Source organism: Chishuiella sp. (assembly GCF_032109125.1).
Classification (GTDB): Bacteria; Bacteroidota; Bacteroidia; order Flavobacteriales; family Weeksellaceae; genus Empedobacter.
Genome location: NZ_DAMCLZ010000004.1, coordinates 188,069 through 211,715, shown reverse-complemented (window position 1 = coordinate 211,715; position 23,647 = coordinate 188,069). Strand labels below are relative to the sequence as shown.

General features: G+C 28.6%; 24 protein-coding genes. 16 read left to right on the top strand and 8 right to left on the bottom strand.

Annotation, left to right across the window (positions count from 1 at the left end; genetic code table 11):
- Nucleotides 1-6 precede the first annotated feature (6 nt).
- From RT575_RS06815 to RT575_RS06805, 3 genes are all read right to left on the bottom strand, one after another.
- The gene (locus RT575_RS06815) at nt 7-732 is read right to left on the bottom strand and encodes a response regulator transcription factor (protein WP_313383705.1); all 726 of its coding nucleotides are present in this window, start codon (nt 730-732) and stop codon (nt 7-9) included.
- 134 nt (nt 733-866) lie between these two features.
- Complete coding sequence (locus RT575_RS06810; RefSeq protein WP_313579750.1) at nt 867-1,397, bottom strand: histidine kinase; 531 nt, start codon at nt 1,395-1,397, stop codon at nt 867-869.
- Between the two features lie 287 nt (nt 1,398-1,684).
- The gene (locus RT575_RS06805) at nt 1,685-3,307 is read right to left on the bottom strand and encodes an ATP-binding cassette domain-containing protein (RefSeq protein WP_313579748.1); all 1,623 of its coding nucleotides are present in this window, start codon (nt 3,305-3,307) and stop codon (nt 1,685-1,687) included.
- Between the two features lie 66 nt (nt 3,308-3,373).
- Here RT575_RS06805 and smpB point away from each other — a divergent pair, with 66 nt between their 5' ends.
- The gene (gene smpB, locus RT575_RS06800) at nt 3,374-3,826 is read left to right on the top strand and encodes an SsrA-binding protein SmpB (protein ID WP_313566209.1); all 453 of its coding nucleotides are present in this window, start codon (nt 3,374-3,376) and stop codon (nt 3,824-3,826) included.
- Nucleotides 3,827-3,881: 55 nt separating this feature from the next.
- On the top strand, nt 3,882-5,360 hold the full coding sequence (locus RT575_RS06795) for an OmpA family protein (protein WP_313579746.1): 1,479 nt from the start codon (nt 3,882-3,884) through the stop codon (nt 5,358-5,360).
- A gap of 126 nt (nt 5,361-5,486) precedes the next feature.
- On the opposite strand, the gene proS is transcribed toward RT575_RS06795, so the two are convergent.
- On the bottom strand, nt 5,487-6,965 hold the full coding sequence (proS, locus tag RT575_RS06790; RefSeq protein WP_313579744.1) for a proline--tRNA ligase: 1,479 nt from the start codon (nt 6,963-6,965) through the stop codon (nt 5,487-5,489).
- 103 nt (nt 6,966-7,068) lie between these two features.
- Here proS and RT575_RS06785 point away from each other — a divergent pair, with 103 nt between their 5' ends.
- Nucleotides 7,069-8,286 (top strand): hypothetical protein, encoded by a 1,218-nt coding sequence (locus tag RT575_RS06785; protein ID WP_313579742.1) that lies wholly within the window; start codon nt 7,069-7,071, stop codon nt 8,284-8,286.
- 24 nt (nt 8,287-8,310) lie between these two features.
- Nucleotides 8,311-9,705 carry a hypothetical protein gene (locus RT575_RS06780; RefSeq protein ID WP_313579740.1) on the top strand — a complete coding sequence of 465 codons (1,395 nt, stop codon included), beginning with the start codon at nt 8,311-8,313 and terminating at the stop codon, nt 9,703-9,705.
- A 64-nt stretch (nt 9,706-9,769) separates the two neighbouring features.
- Here the strand turns inward: RT575_RS06780 and RT575_RS06775 are convergent, their stop codons facing one another.
- On the bottom strand, nt 9,770-10,534 hold the full coding sequence (locus RT575_RS06775) for a head GIN domain-containing protein (protein ID WP_313579738.1): 765 nt from the start codon (nt 10,532-10,534) through the stop codon (nt 9,770-9,772).
- Nucleotides 10,535-10,645: 111 nt separating this feature from the next.
- On the opposite strand from RT575_RS06775, the gene RT575_RS06770 reads away from it, so the two are divergent.
- From RT575_RS06770 to mscL, 7 genes are all read left to right on the top strand, one after another.
- A complete protein-coding gene (locus RT575_RS06770; RefSeq protein WP_313579736.1) occupies nt 10,646-11,410 on the top strand; it encodes an exodeoxyribonuclease III in 765 nt (254 codons plus the stop codon).
- 10 nt (nt 11,411-11,420) lie between these two features.
- The gene (locus tag RT575_RS06765) at nt 11,421-11,933 is read left to right on the top strand and encodes a hypothetical protein (protein WP_313383721.1); all 513 of its coding nucleotides are present in this window, start codon (nt 11,421-11,423) and stop codon (nt 11,931-11,933) included.
- An 82-nt stretch (nt 11,934-12,015) separates the two neighbouring features.
- Nucleotides 12,016-12,489, top strand: a complete 474-nt coding sequence (locus RT575_RS06760) for a GNAT family N-acetyltransferase (RefSeq protein WP_313579734.1) — start codon at nt 12,016-12,018, stop codon at nt 12,487-12,489.
- A 105-nt stretch (nt 12,490-12,594) separates the two neighbouring features.
- Entirely contained in the window at nt 12,595-13,101 is a 507-nt protein-coding gene (locus RT575_RS06755; RefSeq protein WP_313383725.1) for a thioredoxin family protein, read from the top strand.
- A 34-nt stretch (nt 13,102-13,135) separates the two neighbouring features.
- Complete coding sequence (gene yidD, locus RT575_RS06750) at nt 13,136-13,369, top strand: membrane protein insertion efficiency factor YidD (protein ID WP_313383726.1); 234 nt, start codon at nt 13,136-13,138, stop codon at nt 13,367-13,369.
- Complete coding sequence (gene lgt / locus RT575_RS06745) at nt 13,369-14,256, top strand: prolipoprotein diacylglyceryl transferase (protein ID WP_313383728.1); 888 nt, start codon at nt 13,369-13,371, stop codon at nt 14,254-14,256. Before yidD ends, lgt begins: the two co-directional genes overlap by 1 nt.
- A 39-nt stretch (nt 14,257-14,295) precedes the next feature.
- Entirely contained in the window at nt 14,296-14,679 is a 384-nt protein-coding gene (mscL, locus tag RT575_RS06740; protein WP_313579732.1) for a large-conductance mechanosensitive channel protein MscL, read from the top strand.
- Nucleotides 14,680-14,763: 84 nt separating this feature from the next.
- On the opposite strand, the gene RT575_RS06735 is transcribed toward mscL, so the two are convergent.
- From RT575_RS06735 to dnaX, 3 genes are all read right to left on the bottom strand, one after another.
- Nucleotides 14,764-15,705: an FKBP-type peptidyl-prolyl cis-trans isomerase gene (locus tag RT575_RS06735; RefSeq protein ID WP_313383731.1), complete on the bottom strand. Its 942-nt coding sequence runs from the start codon at nt 15,703-15,705 to the stop codon at nt 14,764-14,766.
- Nucleotides 15,706-15,746: 41 nt separating this feature from the next.
- Nucleotides 15,747-16,181, bottom strand: coding sequence for a hypothetical protein (locus RT575_RS06730; RefSeq protein ID WP_313579731.1), 435 nt, complete (start codon nt 16,179-16,181; stop codon nt 15,747-15,749).
- Nucleotides 16,182-16,372: 191 nt separating this feature from the next.
- A complete protein-coding gene (gene dnaX, locus RT575_RS06725; protein ID WP_313579730.1) occupies nt 16,373-17,461 on the bottom strand; it encodes a DNA polymerase III subunit gamma/tau in 1,089 nt (362 codons plus the stop codon).
- A gap of 146 nt (nt 17,462-17,607) precedes the next feature.
- On the opposite strand from dnaX, the gene RT575_RS06720 reads away from it, so the two are divergent.
- From RT575_RS06720 to RT575_RS06700, 5 genes are all read left to right on the top strand, one after another.
- A complete protein-coding gene (locus RT575_RS06720; RefSeq protein ID WP_313579728.1) occupies nt 17,608-18,468 on the top strand; it encodes a helix-turn-helix transcriptional regulator in 861 nt (286 codons plus the stop codon).
- A gap of 94 nt (nt 18,469-18,562) precedes the next feature.
- The gene (locus tag RT575_RS06715; RefSeq protein WP_313579726.1) at nt 18,563-19,894 is read left to right on the top strand and encodes an amidohydrolase; all 1,332 of its coding nucleotides are present in this window, start codon (nt 18,563-18,565) and stop codon (nt 19,892-19,894) included.
- A gap of 34 nt (nt 19,895-19,928) precedes the next feature.
- A complete protein-coding gene (locus RT575_RS06710; protein ID WP_313579724.1) occupies nt 19,929-20,198 on the top strand; it encodes a hypothetical protein in 270 nt (89 codons plus the stop codon).
- 261 nt (nt 20,199-20,459) lie between these two features.
- Nucleotides 20,460-22,985 (top strand): DNA translocase FtsK 4TM domain-containing protein, encoded by a 2,526-nt coding sequence (locus RT575_RS06705; RefSeq protein ID WP_313579722.1) that lies wholly within the window; start codon nt 20,460-20,462, stop codon nt 22,983-22,985.
- Between the two features lie 29 nt (nt 22,986-23,014).
- Nucleotides 23,015-23,644 carry an outer membrane lipoprotein carrier protein LolA gene (locus tag RT575_RS06700; protein ID WP_313579720.1) on the top strand — a complete coding sequence of 210 codons (630 nt, stop codon included), beginning with the start codon at nt 23,015-23,017 and terminating at the stop codon, nt 23,642-23,644.
- The last annotated feature ends 3 nt before the right edge of the window (nt 23,645-23,647 follow it).

Sequence of the window (23,647 nt, the reverse complement as noted above, 5' to 3'; positions counted from 1 at the left end):
TTGTAATCAAATAGAAATTTTTGAAATAAAATTGGGTTTATATACTTCACTTAATGTTAAAATTATTTCTTTTTCTTCTTTTGAATTGATATTAAGTGTAATATTTTCTGATTGATAATATTGTATATAATTTATATTTACAATTTCTCTTTTATTAATTCGTACAAAATATTTTTCTGGAAGTAAATCTCTTAAATTATCTAGGGTTATATTTTTTAAAGTTATTTCTGATAAATCTTTCATTAAAATAACTTTATCTCTACTTTCTAATGATGAGGTAGTGATATAAACAATTTGATCAAACTGTAGTATAATTTTTCCTTTATCAGAATTTAATTGAACAGTTTTATCTGCGAAAGTATTTTGTTGTAAATAATTTTTTATTTTATTAATAGCTTGTTGTAACCTTTCGATTTTAATAGGTTTTTGTATATAATCTATTGCGTCTAAATCAAAGGCATTTGTAGCATATTCTTTATAAGCTGTAGCGAATATAAAAGGTTTATTTTTTAAATATTCAGCAATTTGTAACCCATTTATTTTAGGCATTTCAATATCAAGAATACAAAAATCAAAATCAACTTTATTACTTTTTAAATCTTCAAGAAATAACTCTGGATCAACATAAGCTTTCTCTATTTCAATTCCTTCAATTCCTTCACAAAGTAATTTTAGATATTTTAAACCAAGAATTTCATCATCTATTAGGATGCATTTTAGTATAGAATTCATTTAAATTAATTTTTAATTTTGCAACAAAAATATTTTGTTCTGTAGTTTTAGTTAAAGAAAAATGATTTCCATAAATCATTTTTAAGCGATGTTCTAATGATTGATTACCATGTCCACCGGATTCTTTTTGTAAACTATTTTTTTTGAGATATTTTATTAGTTACTTGAATATAAAAAAAATTAGTATTCAATTCGATAGTTATTTTTATAAAAGAATTATCTTTCTGAAAATCTGTATGCTTAAAAGCGTTTTCTATTAGATCAATAGAAATTAATGGTGCAATTATTTTTTCATTATATAGGAAAGATTGTTCGTCAATTTTTGTTTTAATCTGTAAATCAAACAAAGGAGATACTTTTACTTTATTAATTTCTATATAATTTTTTATAAAATCTATTTCATCTTTTATTGTTACAAAGTTAGATTTACTTTCATATAAAATATAATCTAATACATTCGCTAATTTATCAATAGTATAGTAAGTTTGGTAAGCATTAGATTGTATAGAATTTAAAATATTTTTGAATAAATGTGGATTTAATTTTGCCTCATAGGTTTCTAATTTCAATTCATCTACCTTTATAGATAAGTTATCAAGTTGTTTTTTTTGTGATAAATTAATTTTTTTTTCTGATTTTAGAGCATAAACCAAATATGTAATCATTATAAATAAGAAGATAATGAAAAAAAATATTAAGTAAATTAATAGTGATGGAATTGAAATCATACAAGTGTAATCTATCTCAAAAGTAATATTTTTTGGTAACTGAATAACCTAATTTTTACATCTTTTATAATGTTTTTAAAAAAATATAAGGATATTACTATTGTTACAATCGTATAGATAGATTATATAAAATATTTTTATAATAAGTTTATTTATAGTAATTAACAAAACAGCCGTAAGATTAATCTTACGGCTGTTTTGTTACTATATTATTAAAAAAAGAATTAAGCATAATATTTAGCTTTTAATTCTTTTACTTTAGCATCATCTAAGAATTCGTCATAAGTCATGTAACGATCAATGATTCCATTAGGAGTCAATTCAATGATTCTATTACAAGTAGTATTGATCAATTCGTGGTCATGAGAAGCCATTAAAATAGTTCCTTTAAAATTAACTAACGAATTATTTAAAGCTGTAATAGATTCTAAATCTAAGTGTCCAGTAGGTTCATCTAATAATAATACGTTGGCACGTAATAACATCATACGAGAGAACATACAACGCATTTTTTCACCTCCAGAAAGTACAGATGACTTCTTAAGAGCTTCATCACCAGAGAATAACATTTTACCTAAGAATCCTCTCATAAATTCTTCATGACGTTCCTCATCAGAATCAGTGTATTGACGTAACCAATCTACTAAATTAATATCTTCTTTAAAGAAATCATTATTATCTAAAGGCAAATAAGCTTGTGTAGTAGTAATACCCCAATTATAATCACCAGTATCAGGCTCAGCTTTACCAGATAAAATTTCTAAGAATTGAGTAACTGCTTTAGAGTTTCTAGAGAAAATACCAATTTTATCACCTTTTTTAAGGTTTATATTAGCATCTTTAAATAAGATTTCTCCATCAACTGAAGCAGATAAATTATTAACTTCTAATATTTGATCACCAGCTTCACGAGATTGTTCCCAAATAATAGCTGGGTAACGGCGAGAAGAAGGTTTTATATCTTCAATATTTAACTTATCAATCATTTTTTTACGAGCTGTAGCTTGTTTTGCTTTAGCTACGTTAGATGAAAAACGAGCAATAAATTCTTGTAGTTCTTTTTTCTTTTCTTCTGCTTTTTTATTTTGTTGAGCTCTTTGTTTAGAAGCTAATTGAGAAGACTCGTACCAAAATGTATAATTACCAGAATAAAGATTTAATTTAGAGAAATCTAAATCACAAATATGTGTACATACAGAATCTAAAAAGTGACGATCGTGAGATACAACAATTACAGTATTTTCAAAGTTCGCTAAGAAATCTTCTAACCATGTAATAGTATTAACATCTAACTCATTGGTAGGCTCATCTAATATTAATACGTCAGGATTACCAAATAAAGCTTGTGCAATCAAAATACGAACTTTAGCTTTATTATCTAAATCCCCCATTAAAGTATAATGCATATCAGCATCTATACCAACGTTAGACAATAATGTACCAGCATCAGATTCAGCATTCCATCCATTCATTTCTTCGTATTCAACACCTAATTCACCAGCTTTAATACCATCTTCTTCAGAAAAATCTGGTTTAGCATAAAGAGCATCCATACGTTCTTTGATGTCATATAGGACTTTATTTCCTCGTAAAACTGTATCTAGAACTGTATATTCGTCATATTTGAAGTGATTTTGCTCTAAAACAGACATACGTTTCCCTTTTTCTAAGCTAACTTGTCCTGAAGTAGGATCAATTTCGCCAGATAAAATTTTTAAGAAAGTAGATTTTCCTGCTCCGTTTGCACCAATTATTCCATAACAGTTGCCATTTGTAAATTTTATATTAACTTCGTCGAAAAGTACACGCTTTCCAAATTGAAGCGATAAATTAGAAACATTTAACATAATTTTTGGTATGATGTTTGTTTGACCTTCCGGCAAAGTTACAAATTTTAATTGGAATAAAATAAAGTGCAGAAAGAAGTTACGATTAAGAATAAACGTGCAAGGTTTGAGTATGAATTATTAGATTCTTACGAAGCCGGCATCCAATTATTTGGGACTGAAATAAAATCTATCCGAATGGGAAAAGCTTCGATTACTGAAAGTTTTTGTCAAATGAAGGATGGAGAACTCTATATTGTTAATATGTTTATTGACGAATATGATTGGGGAACATACTTTAATCATAAAACGAGACGAGACAGAAAACTTTTATTACAAAAATCTGAGTTGCGAAAATTAGAACGCAAAACAAAAGAGACAGGATTGACAATTGTAGCAACCACGCTGTTTATAAACAACAGAGGGTTGGCAAAATTGAAGATATATTTGGCAAAAGGAAAGAAACTTTTTGACAAAAGAAATACAATAAAAGGAAAAGATTTGAAAAGAGATTTGGATAGAATGATAAAGAATTCTTAAATTTGTCTTATAATTGTATAAAAATAAATATATTTAAAACGCTAAATATTTGATAATGAAAAAGTTTAATCTATTATTATCTGCAGTCGTATTATTCTTAGCGGGTAATTCATTTGTAGATGCTCAGAATTCTAAGAATCCTTGGGCAATTTCGGTTGGTGCTCACGCAGTTGACTACAATTCAGTTACTGGTCCATTTAACCAGTATTTTAAAACAGATAATTGGGACATCGTTCCTCCTTTATCTAAACTTTCTGTTATTCGTAACTTAAATAGATCTTTTGATGTTGATTTAACAGCTTCTGTTGGTGAAATAGACAATAAAAGATTAAATATTAAAGATGAATTATTCATTAATGCAGGTTTAGGTTTACGTTATAAATTTGCTAACGGATACTTATTAAATGAAGATTCTTGGTTTGATCCATATATCCGTGGGGGTGCTAGCTACCACAGATATGATTACACTAATTTAACAAATCCTTTAACTGCTTACGATAACAATGGTAATGCATACCAATTCCAAAAAGAAGAGGATTTAGAAAAAAATCACTTAGCTTTAAATTTAGGAGTAGGTATTAACTTTTGGTTAACTAAAAACTTCGGTTTAAATGTAGCTTCTGATTATAACTGGTTACCAACTTATGGTGGAAAAGATTATTTTAACTTCTTCCAACATACAGTAGGAGTTACTTTCCGTTTCGGAAGACCAGATAGAGATAAAGATGGTATTCCAGATGACGTAGATGCTTGTCCAGATGTACCAGGTTTAGCTGAATTCAACGGATGTCCAGATACAGACGGTGATGGTATTCCTGATCCAGATGATGCTTGTCCAACTGTACCAGGTTTAGCTGAATTCCAAGGTTGTCCAGACACAGATGGTGATGGTATTCCAGATAATTTAGACGAATGTCCAGAAGTTGCAGGACCAGTAGAAAATAATGGTTGTCCTTGGCCAGATAGAGATGGTGATGGTATTCCAGATAAAGATGATGCTTGTCCAGATGTACCAGGTTTACCTCAATTCCAAGGTTGTCCAGATACAGATGGTGATGGTATTCCAGATCCAGATGATGCTTGTCCAACTGTACCAGGACCAAAAGAAAATAACGGATGTCCATGGACTGAAGTAGAAGTTTCTAAACGTTTATCAAACATTTTATTTGAGTATAACTCAGACAAAATCGTTCCAGCTTCTTACGAAGATGTACGTGTAGCAGCTCAAATTTTAAATTCAGATGATTTAAAAACTAATTCGTACTACATCGATGGTCATACAGATCAAAGAGGTTCTGCGGCTTACAATAAAAAATTATCTTTAAAACGTGCTCAAGCTGTAGTTAATATCTTAGCTGAAAGAGGAGGTGTTGATAAAGCTCGTTTAACTGCTCGTGGATTAGGAAAATCTAACTTGTTATGTACTGAAAACACAGAAGAGTGTTACCAAAGAAACAGACGTGTTGAGGTTTTACCAAAAAACGCTGCAATTACAGAAACTAAAGTTGTTAAACCAACTTCTAGAAAGAAATAATTAATTCTTTATAGTTATAAAGGTCACCCAAAGGGTGACCTTTTTTTATATATACTATTAATAATTATAAAAAAACTAGAAGACATTGTCTCCTAGCTTTTCAATTAAATTATTATAATAAATATTTTAATATGCTTTTGCATATAGTACTTTATACTTGGCTGGTTTTCCAGAAAATATATCTACACCTTCAGTAGGTAATTCAAAAGATTGAGGAATACAACGTATAGTTGCTTTTGTAGCATCTTTTATAGCGTTTTCAGTTTCTTCAGTTCCATCCCATAAAGCAGAAATAAAACCACCTTTATTTTCCAAAATAGTTTTAAATTCTTCGAAATTAGAAACTTCAGTAATATGTTCATTTCTAAAATTTAGAGCTTTAGTGAATAAATTTTGTTGAATATCTTCTAGTAATTTTTCAATTTCAGTTGTAACGGAATCTAAAGAAATGAATTGTTTTTCTAATGTGTCACGTCTAGCGACTTCAACTTGCCCTTTTTCTAAATCTTTAGGGCCAATAGCAACTCGAACAGGAACACCTTTTAATTCGTATTCTGCAAATTTCCATCCTGGTTTAGATTTTTCATCATCGTCAAATTTAATTGAAACACCTTTAGCTTTTAATTCATTTGAAAATTTATCAACAACTTGTCGAATTTCCTCTAATTGTTCAGCTGTTTTATAAATAGGAACAACAACTACTTGTATCGGAGCTAACTTTGGAGGTAAAACTAATCCTAAGTCATCAGAGTGTGTCATGATTAAAGCTCCCATTAAACGGGTTGAAACCCCCCATGATGTAGCCCAAACGTATTCTTGTTTACCTTCTTTGTTAGTAAATTTAACATCAAAAGCTTTAGCAAAATTTTGTCCAAGGAAATGAGATGTACCAGCTTGTAATGCTTTTCCATCTTGCATAAGTGCTTCTATTGTATATGTTTCATCTGCTCCGGCAAAACGTTCAGATTCTGTTTTATATCCTTTTACAACAGGTATTGCCATAAAATTTTCAACAACATCAGCATAAACATTTTGCATTTGTTGAGCCTCTTTTAAAGCTTCATCTTTTGTTTCATGAGCAGTGTGTCCTTCTTGCCATAAGAATTCTGCAGTTCTTAAAAATAAACGAGTTCGCATTTCCCAACGAACAACATTAGCCCATTGATTAATTAGAATTGGTAAATCACGATAAGATTGAATCCAATTTTTGTATGTACTCCAAATAATTGCTTCAGATGTAGGTCGAACTATTAATTCTTCTTCTAATTTTGCATCAGGATCAACAATTAATTTTCCTTTATTGTCAGGATCATTTTTTAATCTGTAGTGAGTTACAACTGCACATTCTTTAGCAAATCCTTCAGCATTTTTTTCCTCAGCTTCAAATAAACTTTTAGGCACAAATAAGGGGAAATAAGCATTTTGATGACCTGTTTCTTTAAATCTTTTGTCTAGCTCAGCTTGTAGTTTTTCCCAAATAGCATATCCGTATGGTTTTATAACCATACTACCTCTAACTTTCGAGTTTTCAGCTAGATTTGCTTTTACAACAAGCTCGTTGTACCATTTTGAGTAATCCTCAGTACGAGTTGTTAATTTTGCCATAATCTTATATATTTGTTGATAAGTTTCGTATCTTTACTTGGCATAAAAATTGCCTTAATATTTATGCAAATTTAAAGATTACAAACGACGTAAATTTACAATTATGAACAAAGTTTATCAAATTTCTAATAAAATTTCTGCAACTACACTAATTCTTGTAGCTGCATTAGGGATTTCTTCTTGTTCGACTTATCAGCCAAGCGGTTACGAAAGCGACGGTGTTTATTATAATCCTAAGACAGATAAAACTTATGATGAAGCTCGTCAACAATATAATCAAACTGAAGATAATCCAGGTGAAATAAAAATTGGTAGCCCATATTTTGATGCGGATGGTAATGGAGCTGAACAATTTTATTATCAAGATGACGCTGATAACTCTAATACTCAAGATAGTTCTTCAAATAATAATTCTACAACTGTTAAAGTTAATAGTTATGGGTTAGGAGGTTATAATTATTTTGGTAATAATAATTATACATTATCTTATAGTAACGATGCTCCTAGTTGGGGTAGAAATGATGGAGTAGAAGTTAATATATGGAATAATTATTCCCCTTTCTATTCTCCTTGGGGTTGGAATTCTTTCTATAGTCCTTGGTATGGTGGAGGTTTTGGCCTTTCTATGGGTTGGGGCTGGAATAATTGGTATGGCTCTGGATTCTATGGAGGTTGGAATAATTGGTATGGATATCCTGGATATTATGGTGGTTATGGTTGGAATAGACCAAGAGGAACTTACGCTCAACCTGGAAATAGATATGGAAATAATTTAAATTCTTCTATCAATTCTAATAGACCAGTTGCTGGAGGATTTAATGGTAGAAATAATCAAATTTCTAATGGAATTAGACCAACTAGAGGTGGTAATGGAATTATTAATAATAATTCAAGACCATCAGTGAATCAAGGTCAAATTAATAATAATATACGTCCAACACGTGAAGCGAGACCATCAGTAAATCAAGGTCAAATTAATAATAATATACGTCCAACACGTGAAGCGAGACCATCAGTAAATCAAGGTCAATTTAATAATAATACACGTCCAACGCGTGAAGTTAGACCATCAGTAAATCAAGGTCAATTTAACAACAATACACGCCCTGCACGTGAATCTAATTCAGGTTACAATACACGCCCAACTAGAGGTTTTCAACAAGGTCAACCAAGTAATTATAATAATAGTATGCCTAGTTCACGCCCTTCTTATTCTTCTCCATCTCCAAGTAGAGGAAGTAGTATGGGAACAGGAAGTTTTGGAAGTGGATCTCGTGGAGGAAGCATGGGAGGAGGAGCTATTCGTGGAGGTAGAAGGTAAATTTAGATTTTTTTAGAATAAACTATGAAAAAAATAATAACAGGAATATGTGCTTTAGCAGGAACATTATCTTTTGCACAGAATAAATATGATTATCAATATCCATCTAATGCAATAAATTTATATTCTCAGGATATAAATAGTGGTAATGCTAAATATATAGGTGTAGGAGGTGCTGTAGGAGCACTAGGTAGCGATATTAATGCTGTAGAACAAAACCCTGCAGGTTTGGGTGTTGCTATTACTTCTGATGTTCAGATTACCGCAGGAGTTTCTAGTTATAATAATAAATCGTCTTTTGGTACAAATTTTAAAGAATCAGATAGTAAATTTAATTTTCAACAGTTTGGAGGAAATTTTGTTTTTGAAAATCCCGGATCTGATTGGAATCGATTTTCAATCGGTGTAGCTTACTATAACCAAAGAATAGACAATACATCAACTATAGGAGATAATCGTAATATAAGTTCTGTTTCTCAACAATATGATGGAACATTTGCAGGTTATTATAAAAATATAGATGGTTATAAATCTAAATTTTCATTAAATTTTGGTTCTAGTTATGATGATAGATTATACTTAGGATTAGGATTAAATTTTCATGAGACTAACTATTCTTCTTATGAACAATATTATGAAAGAGATAGTAATGATGGTAATAATTATGGTTATAATTTAGATGGTTTTCCTTTTAATGAAAATGGACAAGGATTTTCATTCTCTTTAGGAGCTTTATATAAAATCGATCAGACTGTACGTTTAGGAGCTGCTTATCATTCACCTGTATGGTATAATATGAGTACAGAATATTTTGGAGCTAATAATTCATTTAATAATAATGGTACTGTGGGTTCTTATAATTTATACTATTCTGACTATGATATGACAAGAGGAGGTAGATTTGTAGGGAGTTTAGGGTTTGTTTTAGCAAAAAGCTTGTCTTTAGGAATTGATTATACTTATCATATGAACAATGACACTAAATTGAAACCAAATAGTTTATTTACACCATCTAATAATTTCATAAATGATTTTGTAAAAAATTCTAGTGAAGTAAGAGTAGGAGCTGAATATCGTATAGAAAAGTTTAAAGTAAGAGCAGGTTATAATTATGTAGCTTCTCCATTTAAAGATTTTTCAATTGATTTAGCAAATACAAATAATGTAGTTTCTACTTCTAATTTATCAAAAGCTTTTGTTGGAGATGTTAATAGAGCTAGTATTGGTGTAGGTTATGATTTTGGAGGTTTTTATTTAGACGCAGCTTACCAATATCAAACACAAAAATACAAACAGTTAATAGGTGGGGGTAATTATATAGATTCTAATAACTCTTATGTACAGTTACCAAATACTTATGCGGTAAATACAAAATTAAATAGTAATTTATTTTTATTGACATTAGGTTGGCAATTTTAATAGATAACTAATAATATAAAAAAAAAGTAAGAGAAATTTCTCTTACTTTTTTTTATGATTAAAATTATTTACTAATCTTTTTTATAGATGACATTCCAGAAACATCAACTTTTGTTTGTAAACCTTCTTCATCAATATACTTTATAGAACTAGCTCCAGAACTATCTGCAATTAACTTATTTACAGCCCACACTGTTATAGAGCTTGCACCAGAACAATCTACAGTTGCAGTTGCAGCTTTTAAATCTTTTGCAATAAGTGATGATGCACCTGAAACTGAAATAGCTAAATCTTGTACATTTCCAGAAATCTTCATACTTGATGCACCAGAATTATCTACTGCAATAGAATTAGAAATAACATCTAATTTTAGATTGCTAGCTCCTGATAAATCAATAGCTATTTTTTCGACTTTTTGTGTTGGAATTACATTTACATTTGATGCACCAGAAATTGAATAAGATCTTAGCTTTTTATGAGGAAATGTAACTTTTATAGATGAATTTTTTAAATTTATAGATCCTTTTATTTTTACATGTAAAATTCCTCCAGAAACTTCAGTAACAACTCTATCCATGATATTATCAGGTGCTTCCACAGAAATTTCACCATTATAATTTCCATCAGTAATGGTTATATTTATTGCATTACTAATATCTATCCCCTCAAAAGAACTTATAGTTCTATTTTGAGTAATAACATTATTACTTGCAGTAACTCTATCTAAGTAGCTAGATCCTAAAGAAGATGATTTAGAATTTAAATCGATTGAACAGCTAGCAAATCCTAATGAGCTGAAAACAAGTATTGGAATTAAAATATATTTCATAAAATGTTCTTTATTACTTAGATGTAATAATCATAAAAAAGTTACAAAAAAATAAGTTAATTTATTCAACAAAAATAAATCCATCATAAATATTTAGTAATTTCGCTTCTTATGAAAATCATTAGTTATAACGTAAACGGAATACGAGCAGCAATGACCAAAGGGTTAGTAGATTGGTTAAGTGCAGCAAATCCAGATGTTTTTTGTATTCAAGAAACGAAAGCAATGCAAGAACAAGTAGATACCAAACCTTTCGAAGAATTAGGTTATCATATCTATTGGCATGCAGCAGAGAAAAAAGGATACAGTGGTGTAGCTATATTTTCTAAACAAAAACCTAATCATGTACAAATAGGTACAGGGATAGATTATATAGATAGAGAAGGAAGAGTTATTCGATTGGATTTTGATAAAGTTTCAGTGATAAGTTTGTATTTACCTAGTGGAACAAATATAGATCGATTAGATTTTAAATTACAATTTTGTGAAGATTTTAAAAACTATATTAAAGAATTGAAAATTTCACATCCTAATTTAGTAATTTGCGGAGACTATAATATATGTCACGAAGCAATAGATATTCATGATCCTATTAGAAATGCAAAAGTTTCAGGATTTTTACCAATTGAAAGAGAATGGATATCATCATTTATGGATGAATGTAATATGATTGATTCTTTTCGTTACTTTGTAAAAGAACCAAATAATTATTCTTGGTGGTCATATCGTGCTAATGCACGTAATAATAATAAAGGATGGAGAATTGATTATAATATGGTAAGTGATTCTTTAGAAAATAAAATGAAAAGAGGTGCTATTTTGCCTGATGCAAAGCATTCTGATCATTGCCCTATATTAGTTGAATTAGATATTTAAGATTAAAAAAATGAAAAAAATTGTACTTAGTTGTTTAACTGTTTTTGCAATAACAAGTTGCGTGCCTCAAAAGCAATATCAAGATTTAGAAAATAATTATTACAAAGCATTAGATGATCAATCTAATACTTCTAAAGATTTAACTCTAGCTAATTTGAAAATAGAAAATCTTGAAAAAGATATGGAATTAGCAAAAAATGAATTATATAGAAAAGATACAGCGCTTTCAAATGCTCAAGCAATGATTAAGCAAGCTCAAAAAGAACACGATACTAATTTACAAGAATTATATTCTGCATTAAATAGTTCTGGTGAAAAGTCTAAACTTTTTTATAATCAACTAAGCGAAAAAGAAAAGTTAGCAAATGATTTATCTCAGAAAGTTAAAGATTTAGAAGAGCAAATAGATGCAAAAGATACTGAAATTTTTAATTTAAAAAGACAAATTTTAACATTAGAAATTAATCAAAAAGTTTCTGAAGCTACTGCAACTCCCGCTAAGAAAACAACAACTAAAAAATAATAAAAAAGTCTTATCATATTTAGATAAGACTTTTTTTTATTGATGAAAATCGAACTAAATTTGCGCTAAGTAAAAAGTTTTAATGAAAGTTATTTGTGAAACAAAAAGTTTAGTTTTGCGTGAATTTTTCGAAATTGACGCTTATGAACTATTTCAAATGAATTCTGATAAAGAGTTAATGAGAATAGTTAATGAAAAACCCTACAAATCTGAAGATGAAGCAGTTTTTTTTATAGAAAATATGATAAAACATTATCAAGATTATGGTTTTGGTTTATGGGGAGTTCATGAAAAGAAAAGTGGTCGTTTTGTAGGTTGGGGAGGGTTTAGAGAAACTAAATTTGGTCCTGTAATAAATATACGCTTAAAACGAAAATTTCAGAACAAAGGATATGGCTCGGAGGTTTTAAATGCTATTGTTGATTATGGAAAGGATGAGTTGAAACTTGAAAAAATTGCTGCAAAAGCAAATAAGAATCAACCAGAAACATTAAAACTTTTACAAAAAAGTAAACTTCAACAAAGTGATGAGAATGAATTTATTTTTAAACTTTAAATTACTCTGAAAAAGTACTTAAAACTTATTCTAAGTTTAAGAAAGCATTATAAATAGATAATTAGTGAATTTTTTTCGTAAATTCGATAGAATATTTACTATTACATGAAAAAAATAACATTTTTATTTAGCTTAATGTTAATAACATTAAGTTTTGCATTTGGTCAAGAAACAACTAAGGTTAAAATTTATAATGAAGATGCAAACCCTACTACAGATATTTCAAATGCAGTAAAAAAAGCTTCTTTAGAGAAAAAAAACGTTTTAATTCAAATTGGAGGTAATTGGTGTCCTTGGTGTATTTTATTTGATAAATTAACAAAAGAAAATGCCGAAATAAAAGATTATTTAAATGATAATTACGAAGTTGTCCATGTTAATTACTCTCCAAAAAATAAAAACGAAAAAACTTTGGCAGAATTAAAGCATCCAGAACGTTTTGGATTTCCTGTTTTTGTTGTCTTAGATTCTAAAGGAAACTTAGTACATACGCAAAATTCAGCATATTTAGAAAGCAAGGAAATAAAAGGTCATGATCCTAAACTTGTTTTAGAATTTTTACAAAATTGGTCTTACAAAGCATTGGATCCTACAACATATTCTAAAAATTAATTTTTTTATATAGGCGAATGTTTAACTTTGTAGGATGAATAATCTTTTGATAAAGCCATTTATTTTATTTGTACGTTTTTATCAGTTAGCTATTTCTCCTTGGATGGGTAGTAATTGTAGATATCATCCAACTTGTTCTAGTTACATGATAGAAGCTTTAAAAGAACATGGTTTAATTAAAGGTTTATATCTTGGAATAAAAAGAATTTTACGTTGTCATCCATGGGGAGGACACGGATATGATCCTGTACCTAAAAAGAAAAATTAATGATTAATTTACTCTCATTTATTGATTGGAATCCTCAACCTTATTTATTTGAATTGGGAGGATTCAAAGTGCATATTTATAGTCTTTGTTGGATAGTAGCTTTTGTAGTAGGCTGGTATTTAATGTCAAATATTTTCAAAAAAGAAAATCAAAAAAAGGAATTACTAGATCCTTTATTTCTTTATACATTTATTGGAGCTATAGCTGGAGCTAGATTAGGAGAATATTTGTTTTATGATCCATCAGCTTTTATAGAACGACCAATTGAGGTTTTTTTACCCGTACAAAGTGCACAAGGAAAATCAGCTTTTTTTGGACTTTTACAAAATTATGAATTTGTAGGATTTAGTGGATTAGCTAGTCATGGTGCTGCTTTAGGAGTTATCATTACATCTTATTTATTTAGTAGAAAATACCTTCATAGAAATGTTTTATGGTTATTAGATAGAATGGCTGTTGTAGTTCCTTTTGGAGGAGCTGCAGTAAGAATTGGTAATTTTTATAATTCTGAAATTGTAGGTAAACCTTCAGATTTGCCTTGGGCTGTTAAATTTTATGAACAAAGTTTAGGTTATGGAGAGATTGTTCCTCGTCACCCAGCTCAAATTTATGAAGCAATAGGATATGTTATTCTTGGAATAATAATGTTATATGCCTATAATAAAACAGATAAAAGAAAACAATTAGGAGCTTTATTTGGATTATTTTTATTTTTATTATTTTTAATAAGATTTATTGTAGAATTTTATAAAGAAAATCAAGGAGAAGAAGCTGTTGCTCAAGCTTTGAATATAGGATTAAATAATGGTCAAATTTTAAGTATTCCTTTTATGTTGATAGGTCTTTATTTATATATATCTTCAAAAAACAGAATAATTACGAACTAAAAAATAAAATTATTATTAACCTGAAATTAATTAAAACTTATGGGATTTTTAAAAGAATTTAAAGAATTTGCTGTTAAAGGAAATGTTATCGATCTTGCAGTCGGTGTTGTTATTGGAGGTGCATTTGGTAAAATTGTAACATCTTTAGTAGAAGATATTATAACTCCAGCATTACTAAATCCAGCATTGAAAGCTATAAATGCAGAGAATTTATCTGAATTAGTAGTTCCAGGAACGGCTATTAAATATGGTAGCTTTTTAGCAGCCCTAATTTCATTTATTATCATAGCTTTTGCTTTATTTGTAATGATAAAAGGAATTAATAAATTGAAAAAACAAGAGCCTGTGAAAGAGGAAGCTCCTGCTGGACCTACACAGGAAGAGTTATTAGCAGAAATTAGAGATTTATTAAAGAATCAATAATATTTAATTATAGAATAGTAACATAAAAAAAATCAGTACTAAATAAATAGTACTGATTTTTTTATGATATAATTTTATTTAAAATTATTTAGCTTGTTTTGATTGAGCTTCGAATTGTTTTTGTAATTCTTTTATTTGCTCTTCAGATAAACTTTGCTGTCCACCTTGTTGTTGACCTCCTGCAGGAGCATCTTTAAAGTCTACTAATTCTACTTCGAATTCTAATGCTTGATTTGGACCAATTTGTCCACCTGGAGCACCAGTTTCTCCGTAACCTAAATTAGCAGGAATATAGAATTTATATTTTCCTCCTTTAGACATTAATTGTAAACCTTCTGACCAACCAGGAATAACTTGGTTTAATGGAAATTCTACACCATCTTTTGCTTCAGCATTTTTATCAGTACTATCAAAAACTTTTCCAGTAGATAATAATTTACCTGTATATTTAACTTTTACAATACTGTTAGCATTTGGTTTAGCTCCTGTTCCTTCTTTTTCAACAACATAAACTAATCCAGAAGCAGTAGATTTAGCTCCAGAAGATTTTTTCTTTTCTTCTATTAATTTTTTAGATTCCTCTGAGTTTTTCTTAGTCAAGTTTTCTTGATGATTCTTAGCATAAGTATCTAAAATACCCATTCCAGCTTCTTGTGTAATCAACAATTTTTTATGACGAACAACATCCATGATTCCTTGAACAATAATATCTTTGTCCATTTGATCTAATTGTTGTTGTTTAATAACTGTTTCAACTTGTTGACCAACTTGTTGACCAATTGCATAAGATTCTCTACCTTCTTTTCCAGCTTTTAAATAATCACGGATACCTTTTTCAAGTTGGTCATAATTAATACTATCAGTTTCAACTAATCGACCTCCAAGACCTTTGATTTGCTCTCCAAGCCCAGTTCCAAAAGCATAAGAAGCTTTTTGATCATCATTCTCTAATTTATCTACAGATTTACCTTTGTTACATGCTGTTAAAGACGCAACAACAAAAATCCCTAAAAGAACTTTTTTCATTATTTATAATAATTTATTACAAGTTTAGTGATAAACTTTGATTAATCAAACAAATCAAGTCCAAATTCTTCTTTTAATTTTAATAAAACTGGATTTTGAGTTGATAATTTTTCAAATTTCTCTTTTTTCGATAAAATATGATTTTCAGCTTCTCTTTCAGAGAACTTAATTTCAATTGTAAAATAATGATTTTTTAGATGAGCTCTCATCGAATTTCGAATTCGATCTTTATATTCTTCAAATTCCTGTTTTGATGAATGAGAACTAAATTCAAAAATAATTTCATTTTCATTAATTATATCTAATTTAGTCGTCATCAAAGCATTATATGTAGGGATATTATGCTCAATTTTTAAGCGATCAAGAAATCTTTTCCAACTTTCATTAACTTGTTCTAAAGTAAATTTTTCTCTAGGAAGATCATTTCTTAGAATTTCTTCTTTCTGTTCTTCTAAAACTGATCCAGGTAAAGCCATTTTTAGACTAAAAGATGATCCTCCTGTTCTTTTTATTGGTTTAGAAGCTCTAGAAAGTTCATTATTTTCTATTCTTTCTGGTATTTTTCGTTCAGTTGGAATAGAATTATTCGAAATATTTGGGTTATTAACTTGTTGTGTTTGTTGTATAGATGTTTTATTTTCCGTTTTTAAATAAAAAGGCGGAGGAATTATTCTATATTTTTTTTTTTAAGACCACTATTATTAGTAGTTAATGAAGATAATTGCATCAAAGCAATTTCGACAGTTAATCTTGGATTTTTACTCGATTTATAATTTAAATCTGTTTGGTTACAAATTTCAATTGCATCAAATAAAAAAGGAGCAGAACATTTTTGAGCATGCTCTAAATATTTTCCTTTAGTTTTTTCTCCAACTTCTAATAGATTAACTGTATTTACTGTTTTAGCCATTAACAAATCTCTGAAATGAGCTCCAAACCCTGATATAAATAAATGTGCATCAAAACCTTTATTTAAAATTTCATTGAATTGTATCATTGCTTCAGGAATATTATTTTCTAAACAAGCATCTGTCATTTTAAAATAATAATCATAATCTAAAACATTTAGATTTTCTGCAACAGCTGAATAGGTAAGATTTTTATTTGTAAAAGTTACCATTCTATCAAATATAGAGAGAGAGTCACGTAATGCTCCATCAGCTTTTTGAGCAATTAAATGTAATGCATCATCTTCGAAAAGAACATTTTCTTTTTCTGCAACATTTTTTAAATGATTTTTGATGTCTTCTACATTAATTCTTTTAAAATCATAGATTTGACATCGAGATAAAATAGTAGGAATAATTTTATGTTTCTCTGTTGTTGCTAGTATAAATATAGCATGAGCTGGTGGTTCTTCTAATGTTTTTAAAAAAGCATTAAAAGCAGCAGTTGAAAGCATATGTACCTCGTCAATAATATATACACGATATTTACCGATTTGAGGAACTATTCTAACTTGATCGATTAAATTTCTTATATCATCAACAGAATTATTTGATGCAGCATCAAGTTCAAAAATATTAAAAGCAAAATCCTGATCACTTTCAATTCCATTTTCTTCATTGATTTTTCTTGCCAAAATTCTAGCACAAGTTGTTTTACCAACACCTCTAGGACCACAAAAAAGTAATGCTTGAGGTAATTGATTATTTTTAATAGCTTGCTCTAAAGTGTTTGTAATAGACGATTGTCCTACAACATCTTCGAAGTTATGAGGTCTATATTTTCTGGCTGAAACAACAAAATTTTCCATACTAATGCAAATATAATAGTTTTAAATTTCTAATAAAAATTCTTTCATTTCCGAATTAATGATTCTATTTTTTTTTTATAAATTTCACAAGTAATAAAAATCAATTAATCGTTTAAGTTATATTTCTTTTTAAATAAATTTTATAAATGAATAATTCTAATCAACAAGATTCAGTTCCCATTATAAGTATACAAAGTTTTAGAGATAAGAAGCTTGCTGGGCGAGAAGAATTATTATTTAATGAATTGTATGGAGAAAGACATATAGAAAAACCTCATAAGCATGATTTTTTTGTGATTATACTTTTTAATCAAGCTTCTGGAGTACATAATATCGATTCTAAAGATTATTTAATTGGGAATAAAGAAATTCATGTTTTATTTCCTGGACAAATGCATAAATGGAATATTAATAGTGACACCATTGCTTATCAATTAATGGCAGAACGTTCTTTTTTCGAACAATTTGCTCCTTTTTTTCGATTTTCTTTTACTAACTATCAAAACAATCCTGTGATAAAACTTTCTGATAAAGCATTTAATCAATTAATGTATGAATTTGAAGCAATAAAACAGGAATTAGAGTCAAATAATTCTTTAGTTCATTTAATAAATGCACGTGCTGCTGTTATTGCTGCAATTGTTAGTAAAGAAGCAGAAAATATTTTTACAGAATTTAAAGTTTATCAATCTAATCCTAGGTTAGCAAAGTTTAATATGTTGATAGATGAATTTTATAAGAGAGAAAAATCAGTAGTTTTTTATGCAAATCAACTTCATATTTCAGCTAATTATTTGAATATTCTATGTAAAAAACATTTAAAAGTTTCAGCAACTCAACTTATTCAACAAAGAATATCGATTGAAGCAAAAAGACTTTTGAAATTAGGTGATTTATCAATTAAAGAAATTGCCTTTGAACTAGGTTTTGCTGATCATGCATATTTTTCTAATTTTTTTAAAGCTCAAATAGGTATAAGCCCAACTCAATTTAGAGAGCGAAATTAAATAAGAATTATTTATAAATTTTACAAGTATATGCATATTTTATACTAGTTCGATGTTCATTCTATTAAGTACTTTGTACTTTAAAAATTGAACTATGAGTACTTCTAATATATCTCGAAAAGATTTTATTAAAAATTCAGCATTAGGTCTGGTAGGCTTTTCTTTATTACCAGATATTTTAAATGCTGCACCAAATTTTCTGTTTGAAGGAATAGATATAAAAAACACAAAAAACTTTATTTTAAAGAATGTTCGTTTAGAAACAGGATTTAAATATCAAGATGATGAAATTATAGGGACAGAGACAGAGCTTTTTACGATAGAAATTAATCATGGTAGAATAAAAAAAATTACTAAAAATCAGCCCAATTCAAATGCTATAGATGCTAAGGGAATGCTTATGTTACCTTCATTTAAAGATATGCATATTCATTTAGATAAAACTTTGTATGCTGATAAATGGCGCGCAGTTCGTAGAGCTGGAGGAATAAAAGGTATGATAGAATTAGAACAAAAAGTTTTACCTGATATGTTAAAAAATTCGACATATAAAGCAGAAAAATTAATAGAATTATTACAATCACATGGTACTGGTTTTGCACGAAGTCATGTAAATATTGAGCCAACATCTAAATTAGATTCTTTAAAAAATTTAGAAAAAGCTTTAGAGAATAAAAAAGCTTCTTTTGAGGCAGAGTTAGTAGCTTTTCCTCAACATGGATTGTATTATACAGATTCACTTCCATATATGAAAGAAGCTGCTAAAATGGATATAGATTTTATAGGTGGATTAGATCCTACAAATGTAGACGGTTCTATAGAAAAGACGATAGATACTACAGTTCAATTGGCATTAGATAATAATAAAGGGATTGATATTCATTTGCATGAATCAGGAAAATCTGGTCATGATACTATTGATTATTTAATTAAAAAAGTGAATGAAAATCCAGTATTAAAAGGAAAAACTTTTATAAGTCATTCATTTGCTTTAGCAACTTTAGATAAAAACAATCTAGAAGCTACAGCAGAGGAATTAAGTAATGCACAAATTGGTATCATTTCTACTATTCCTTTTGGTAAATTAATTATGCCAATTCCAACATTGTTAAAATATAATGTAAATGTAATGACTGGTAATGATAGTATTGTGGATTACTGGAATACAATGGGAACAGGAAGTGTTTTACAAAAGGTAAATTTAGCTGCACAATTATATGGTCAGACTTCTGAATTTGGTTTGTCAAGAATGTTAAGATTAGCCACAGCGGGACCAATTCCTTTAGCTGATAATGGAGTACAACAATGGCCTAATATTGGAGATGATGCAGATTTTATTTTAATTGATGCAAGTTGCTCAGCAGAGGCTGTTTCTAGAATATCTCATGTTAGTTCATTAGTTGTAAAAGGAAATATTATTTATTAACAGAAATATTTACTTAAAAAATCATCATGAAATAATGATGGAACATAATACAAATTTTATAAAAGAAAATTACATATTAAAAAATGTACGATTAGAAACTGGTTTTATTAAAGATGAAACAGGAATTATTGGAACAAAGACTGAATTGTTTTCTATCGAAATAAAGGAAGAGAAAATAGAAAATATTAATAAAAATGATGTTCAACTGACAGATGCTATAGATGCTAAAGGTTTACTTATGTTACCAACTTTTAAGGATATGCATATTCATTTAGATAAAACATTATATGGTTTACCTTGGTAAGCGTTTTCTCCAAAACGAAAATCTGTAGCAGATATTGTTTTAATAGATGCTAGTTGTTCAGCAGAAGCAGTAGCAAGAAAATCTATTGTTAAAGCCTTTGCATATAAAGGAAAACTTGTTTGGAAAGAAAATTAACAAAATTTCTACATATAGTTATTTAATTAAAGGTTGACTATGATTTTAGTAAAAATTAAATAGTTTTCGTTAGATTCGTGAACTAAAGATTTATTATTTTTGTCTTAATTATACTCGACCTTTAAAATGGCTATAAAAAACACAGAAGAAAAACCGAAAACACCAAGGAAATTAATTGCAAAAACAACTATAGGAATAGTGTTTCTTGTTATAGGATTAATATTATCATTATCCTTTGTTTCTTATTTTTTTAATGGAATAATGGATCAGAGTCAAATCTCAGATTTATTAGATAAAAATGTTAATGCCGAAAATATTTTTGGGAAATTTGGAGCTTTGCTTGCTGAGTTTTTTATTTTACAAGGAATAGGTATTGTAGCTTTTTTTGTACCAATATTTTTTATACTGTTAGGTTTGAAAGTTGCAACAAACTGGAAAAAAATAAAACCATTTACAACTTTATACCAAAGTATATTTTTTCTTATCTGGTTACCAGTTTTTTTTGGTAGTTTCTTCCCTAATCAACACTTACTTTGTGGTGTTATGGGGTTTGAAATCAATGATTTTTTAAATAGTTTTATAGGTAAATGGGGAGTGATACTTTTACTTTTAGTTAGTTTATTGATCTACTGTGTTATTCATTTTAAGATGACTTATGAATCTATCCAAGAGAAATTAGAGGAAAGAGCTCGATTAAATGAAGAGAAAAAAATACAAAAAGAAGAACAAAGAATTCGTAAAGAAGAAATTGAATTAAGAAAGCGTAAAGAAAAAGAAGAACAAGAAAAGATTAATAAATTCAATAAAGAGCAGGAACAAAACGAAAAAGATTTATTAGAAGATTTAGTTTTAGTAAATGAAGAAAATCCTGAATTGATTGATGAGCCAATTGGTATAACTCCAAATGAAGCTTTTCAACAAGAATTTACAATCAACCAACCTCAAGAAGAAGAAAGCATAGAGGAAACACCATTAAATATAACTCCTTTAGTAATTGATGATTTAGAAGAAGAAATAGTAGAAGAAGAATTATTATTATCTAAAAATTCTAATTCTGATAATTCAAATAATTTAGAATTAAAAGTTCAACATATAGATGAGGAGGAAGAATTTGAAGCTACTTCAAATAGATTAGTACAAGAACAAGGAGAGTATGATCAACGTTTAGATTTGCCTAATTATCAATTTCCTCCAATTTCATTATTAAAAAAATATGATAATGGAAATACGTTAATTGATCAAAAAGAATTAGAAACAAATAAAAATAGAATTATTGATACTTTAGGTAACTATGGTATTGGTATATCTCAAATTACTGCGACTATTGGTCCAACAGTAACTTTATATGAAATTGTTCCACAAGCAGGAGTAAGGATTTCTAAGATTAAAAATTTAGAAGATGACATAGCTCTTAGTTTATCTGCACTTGGTATTCGTATTATAGCTCCAATTCCTGGTAAAGGGACAATAGGTATAGAGGTTCCTAATAGTAATCCTTCTATGGTTTCTATGCATTCTGTTATTGCTTCTCAAAAATTTCAGAATTGTGATATGGAATTACCAATTGCATTTGGTAAAACAATTACAAATGAAACATTTGTTGCAGATTTAGCAAAAATGCCGCATTTATTGATGGCTGGAGCTACAGGACAGGGAAAATCTGTAGGTTTAAATGCTATAATTGCTTCATTGATTTATAAAAAACATCCATCAGAATTAAAATTTGTAATGGTGGATCCTAAAAAAGTTGAGTTAACATTATATTCTAAAATAGAACGTCATTATTTAGCAAAATTACCAGATGCTGAAGAAGCTATTATTACAGATAATGCTAAGGTTATTAATACATTGAATTCTCTTTGTATTGAAATGGATGATCGTTACGAATTACTTAAAAATGCTTTTGTTCGTAATATAAAGGAATATAATGCTAAATTTAAAGCTAGAAAATTAAACCCTGAACATGGTCATCGTTTTTTACCTTATATTGTTTTAATCGTTGATGAGTTTGCAGATTTAATAATGACAGCTGGAAAAGAAGTTGAATTACCAATTGCTCGTTTAGCTCAATTAGCTCGTGCTGTAGGTATTCATTTAATCGTTGCAACTCAGCGTCCATCAGTTAATGTAATTACAGGAACTATTAAAGCTAACTTCCCAGGACGTGTTGCATTTCGTGTTACATCAAAAATTGATTCTAGAACTATATTAGATTCTCAAGGAGCAGATCAATTGATAGGGAAGGGAGATATGTTGTATACAACAGGTAATGAATTGGTTCGTTTACAATGTGCTTTTGTTGATACACCTGAAGTTGATAAAATTACTGAATTTATTGGAGAACAAAGAGGATATCCAGATGCTTTACATTTACCTGAATATGTAGGAGAAGAAGGAAATTCTGCTCTTGATATTGATTTATCTGATCGAGATGTTCTTTTTGAAGATGCGGCTCGTTTAATAGTTATGAATCAACAAGGTTCAGCTTCTTTATTACAACGTAAATTAAAATTAGGTTATAACAGAGCTGGTAGATTGATTGATCAGTTAGAAGCTGCTGGCATTGTCGGTCCATTTGAAGGTAGTAAGGCGCGTCAAGTATTAGTACAAGATGACGTAAGTTTGGAACAGTTGTTGAGTAATTTGAATTAAATAATAAACCTCTCTAAAAAGTTAGTTGTATGAAAAAAATAGCTATCACATTTGTTATATTAATGTTTGGAGCAATTTCAATAAATGCTCAAACTGCAAAACAAATTTTGGATAATGTATATGCAAAATATACTAATGCGAATTCTTATTATATTAAGTTTGATTTAAAACATAGCTTAAATAATAAAACCAATACGAATATAGGAGAGGTATTTTCTATGAAGCAAAAATTTAATTTGAATGTTGGAGATATAAATCAAATTTATACAGGAACTAAATTGTATACAATTTCTAAAGATGATAAAGAAATTACTATTTCTGATACTTCTAATTCAGATGATTTTTTAACACCAACAAAAATTTTAAATAATTATAAAACTGGTTATACTTATACATTGTCTAATAAAAAGACTGTAGGTGGAAATACAATACAGTTTATAAAGTTGACGCCAATAAAATCTTCTACAGTAAAATACTCTGTTTTAGGAGTTAACGTGTCTAATAATCAAATTTATGACTATAATGAATATGGTAAAAATGGAGAAACTACTTCTGTTACTGTAAAAGATTATGTAGAAAATTTACTTATTCACAAAAGTTACTTTAACTTTGACCAAAAGAAATATAAGTCGCAAGGCTATGTTATCACTCAATTATAATCA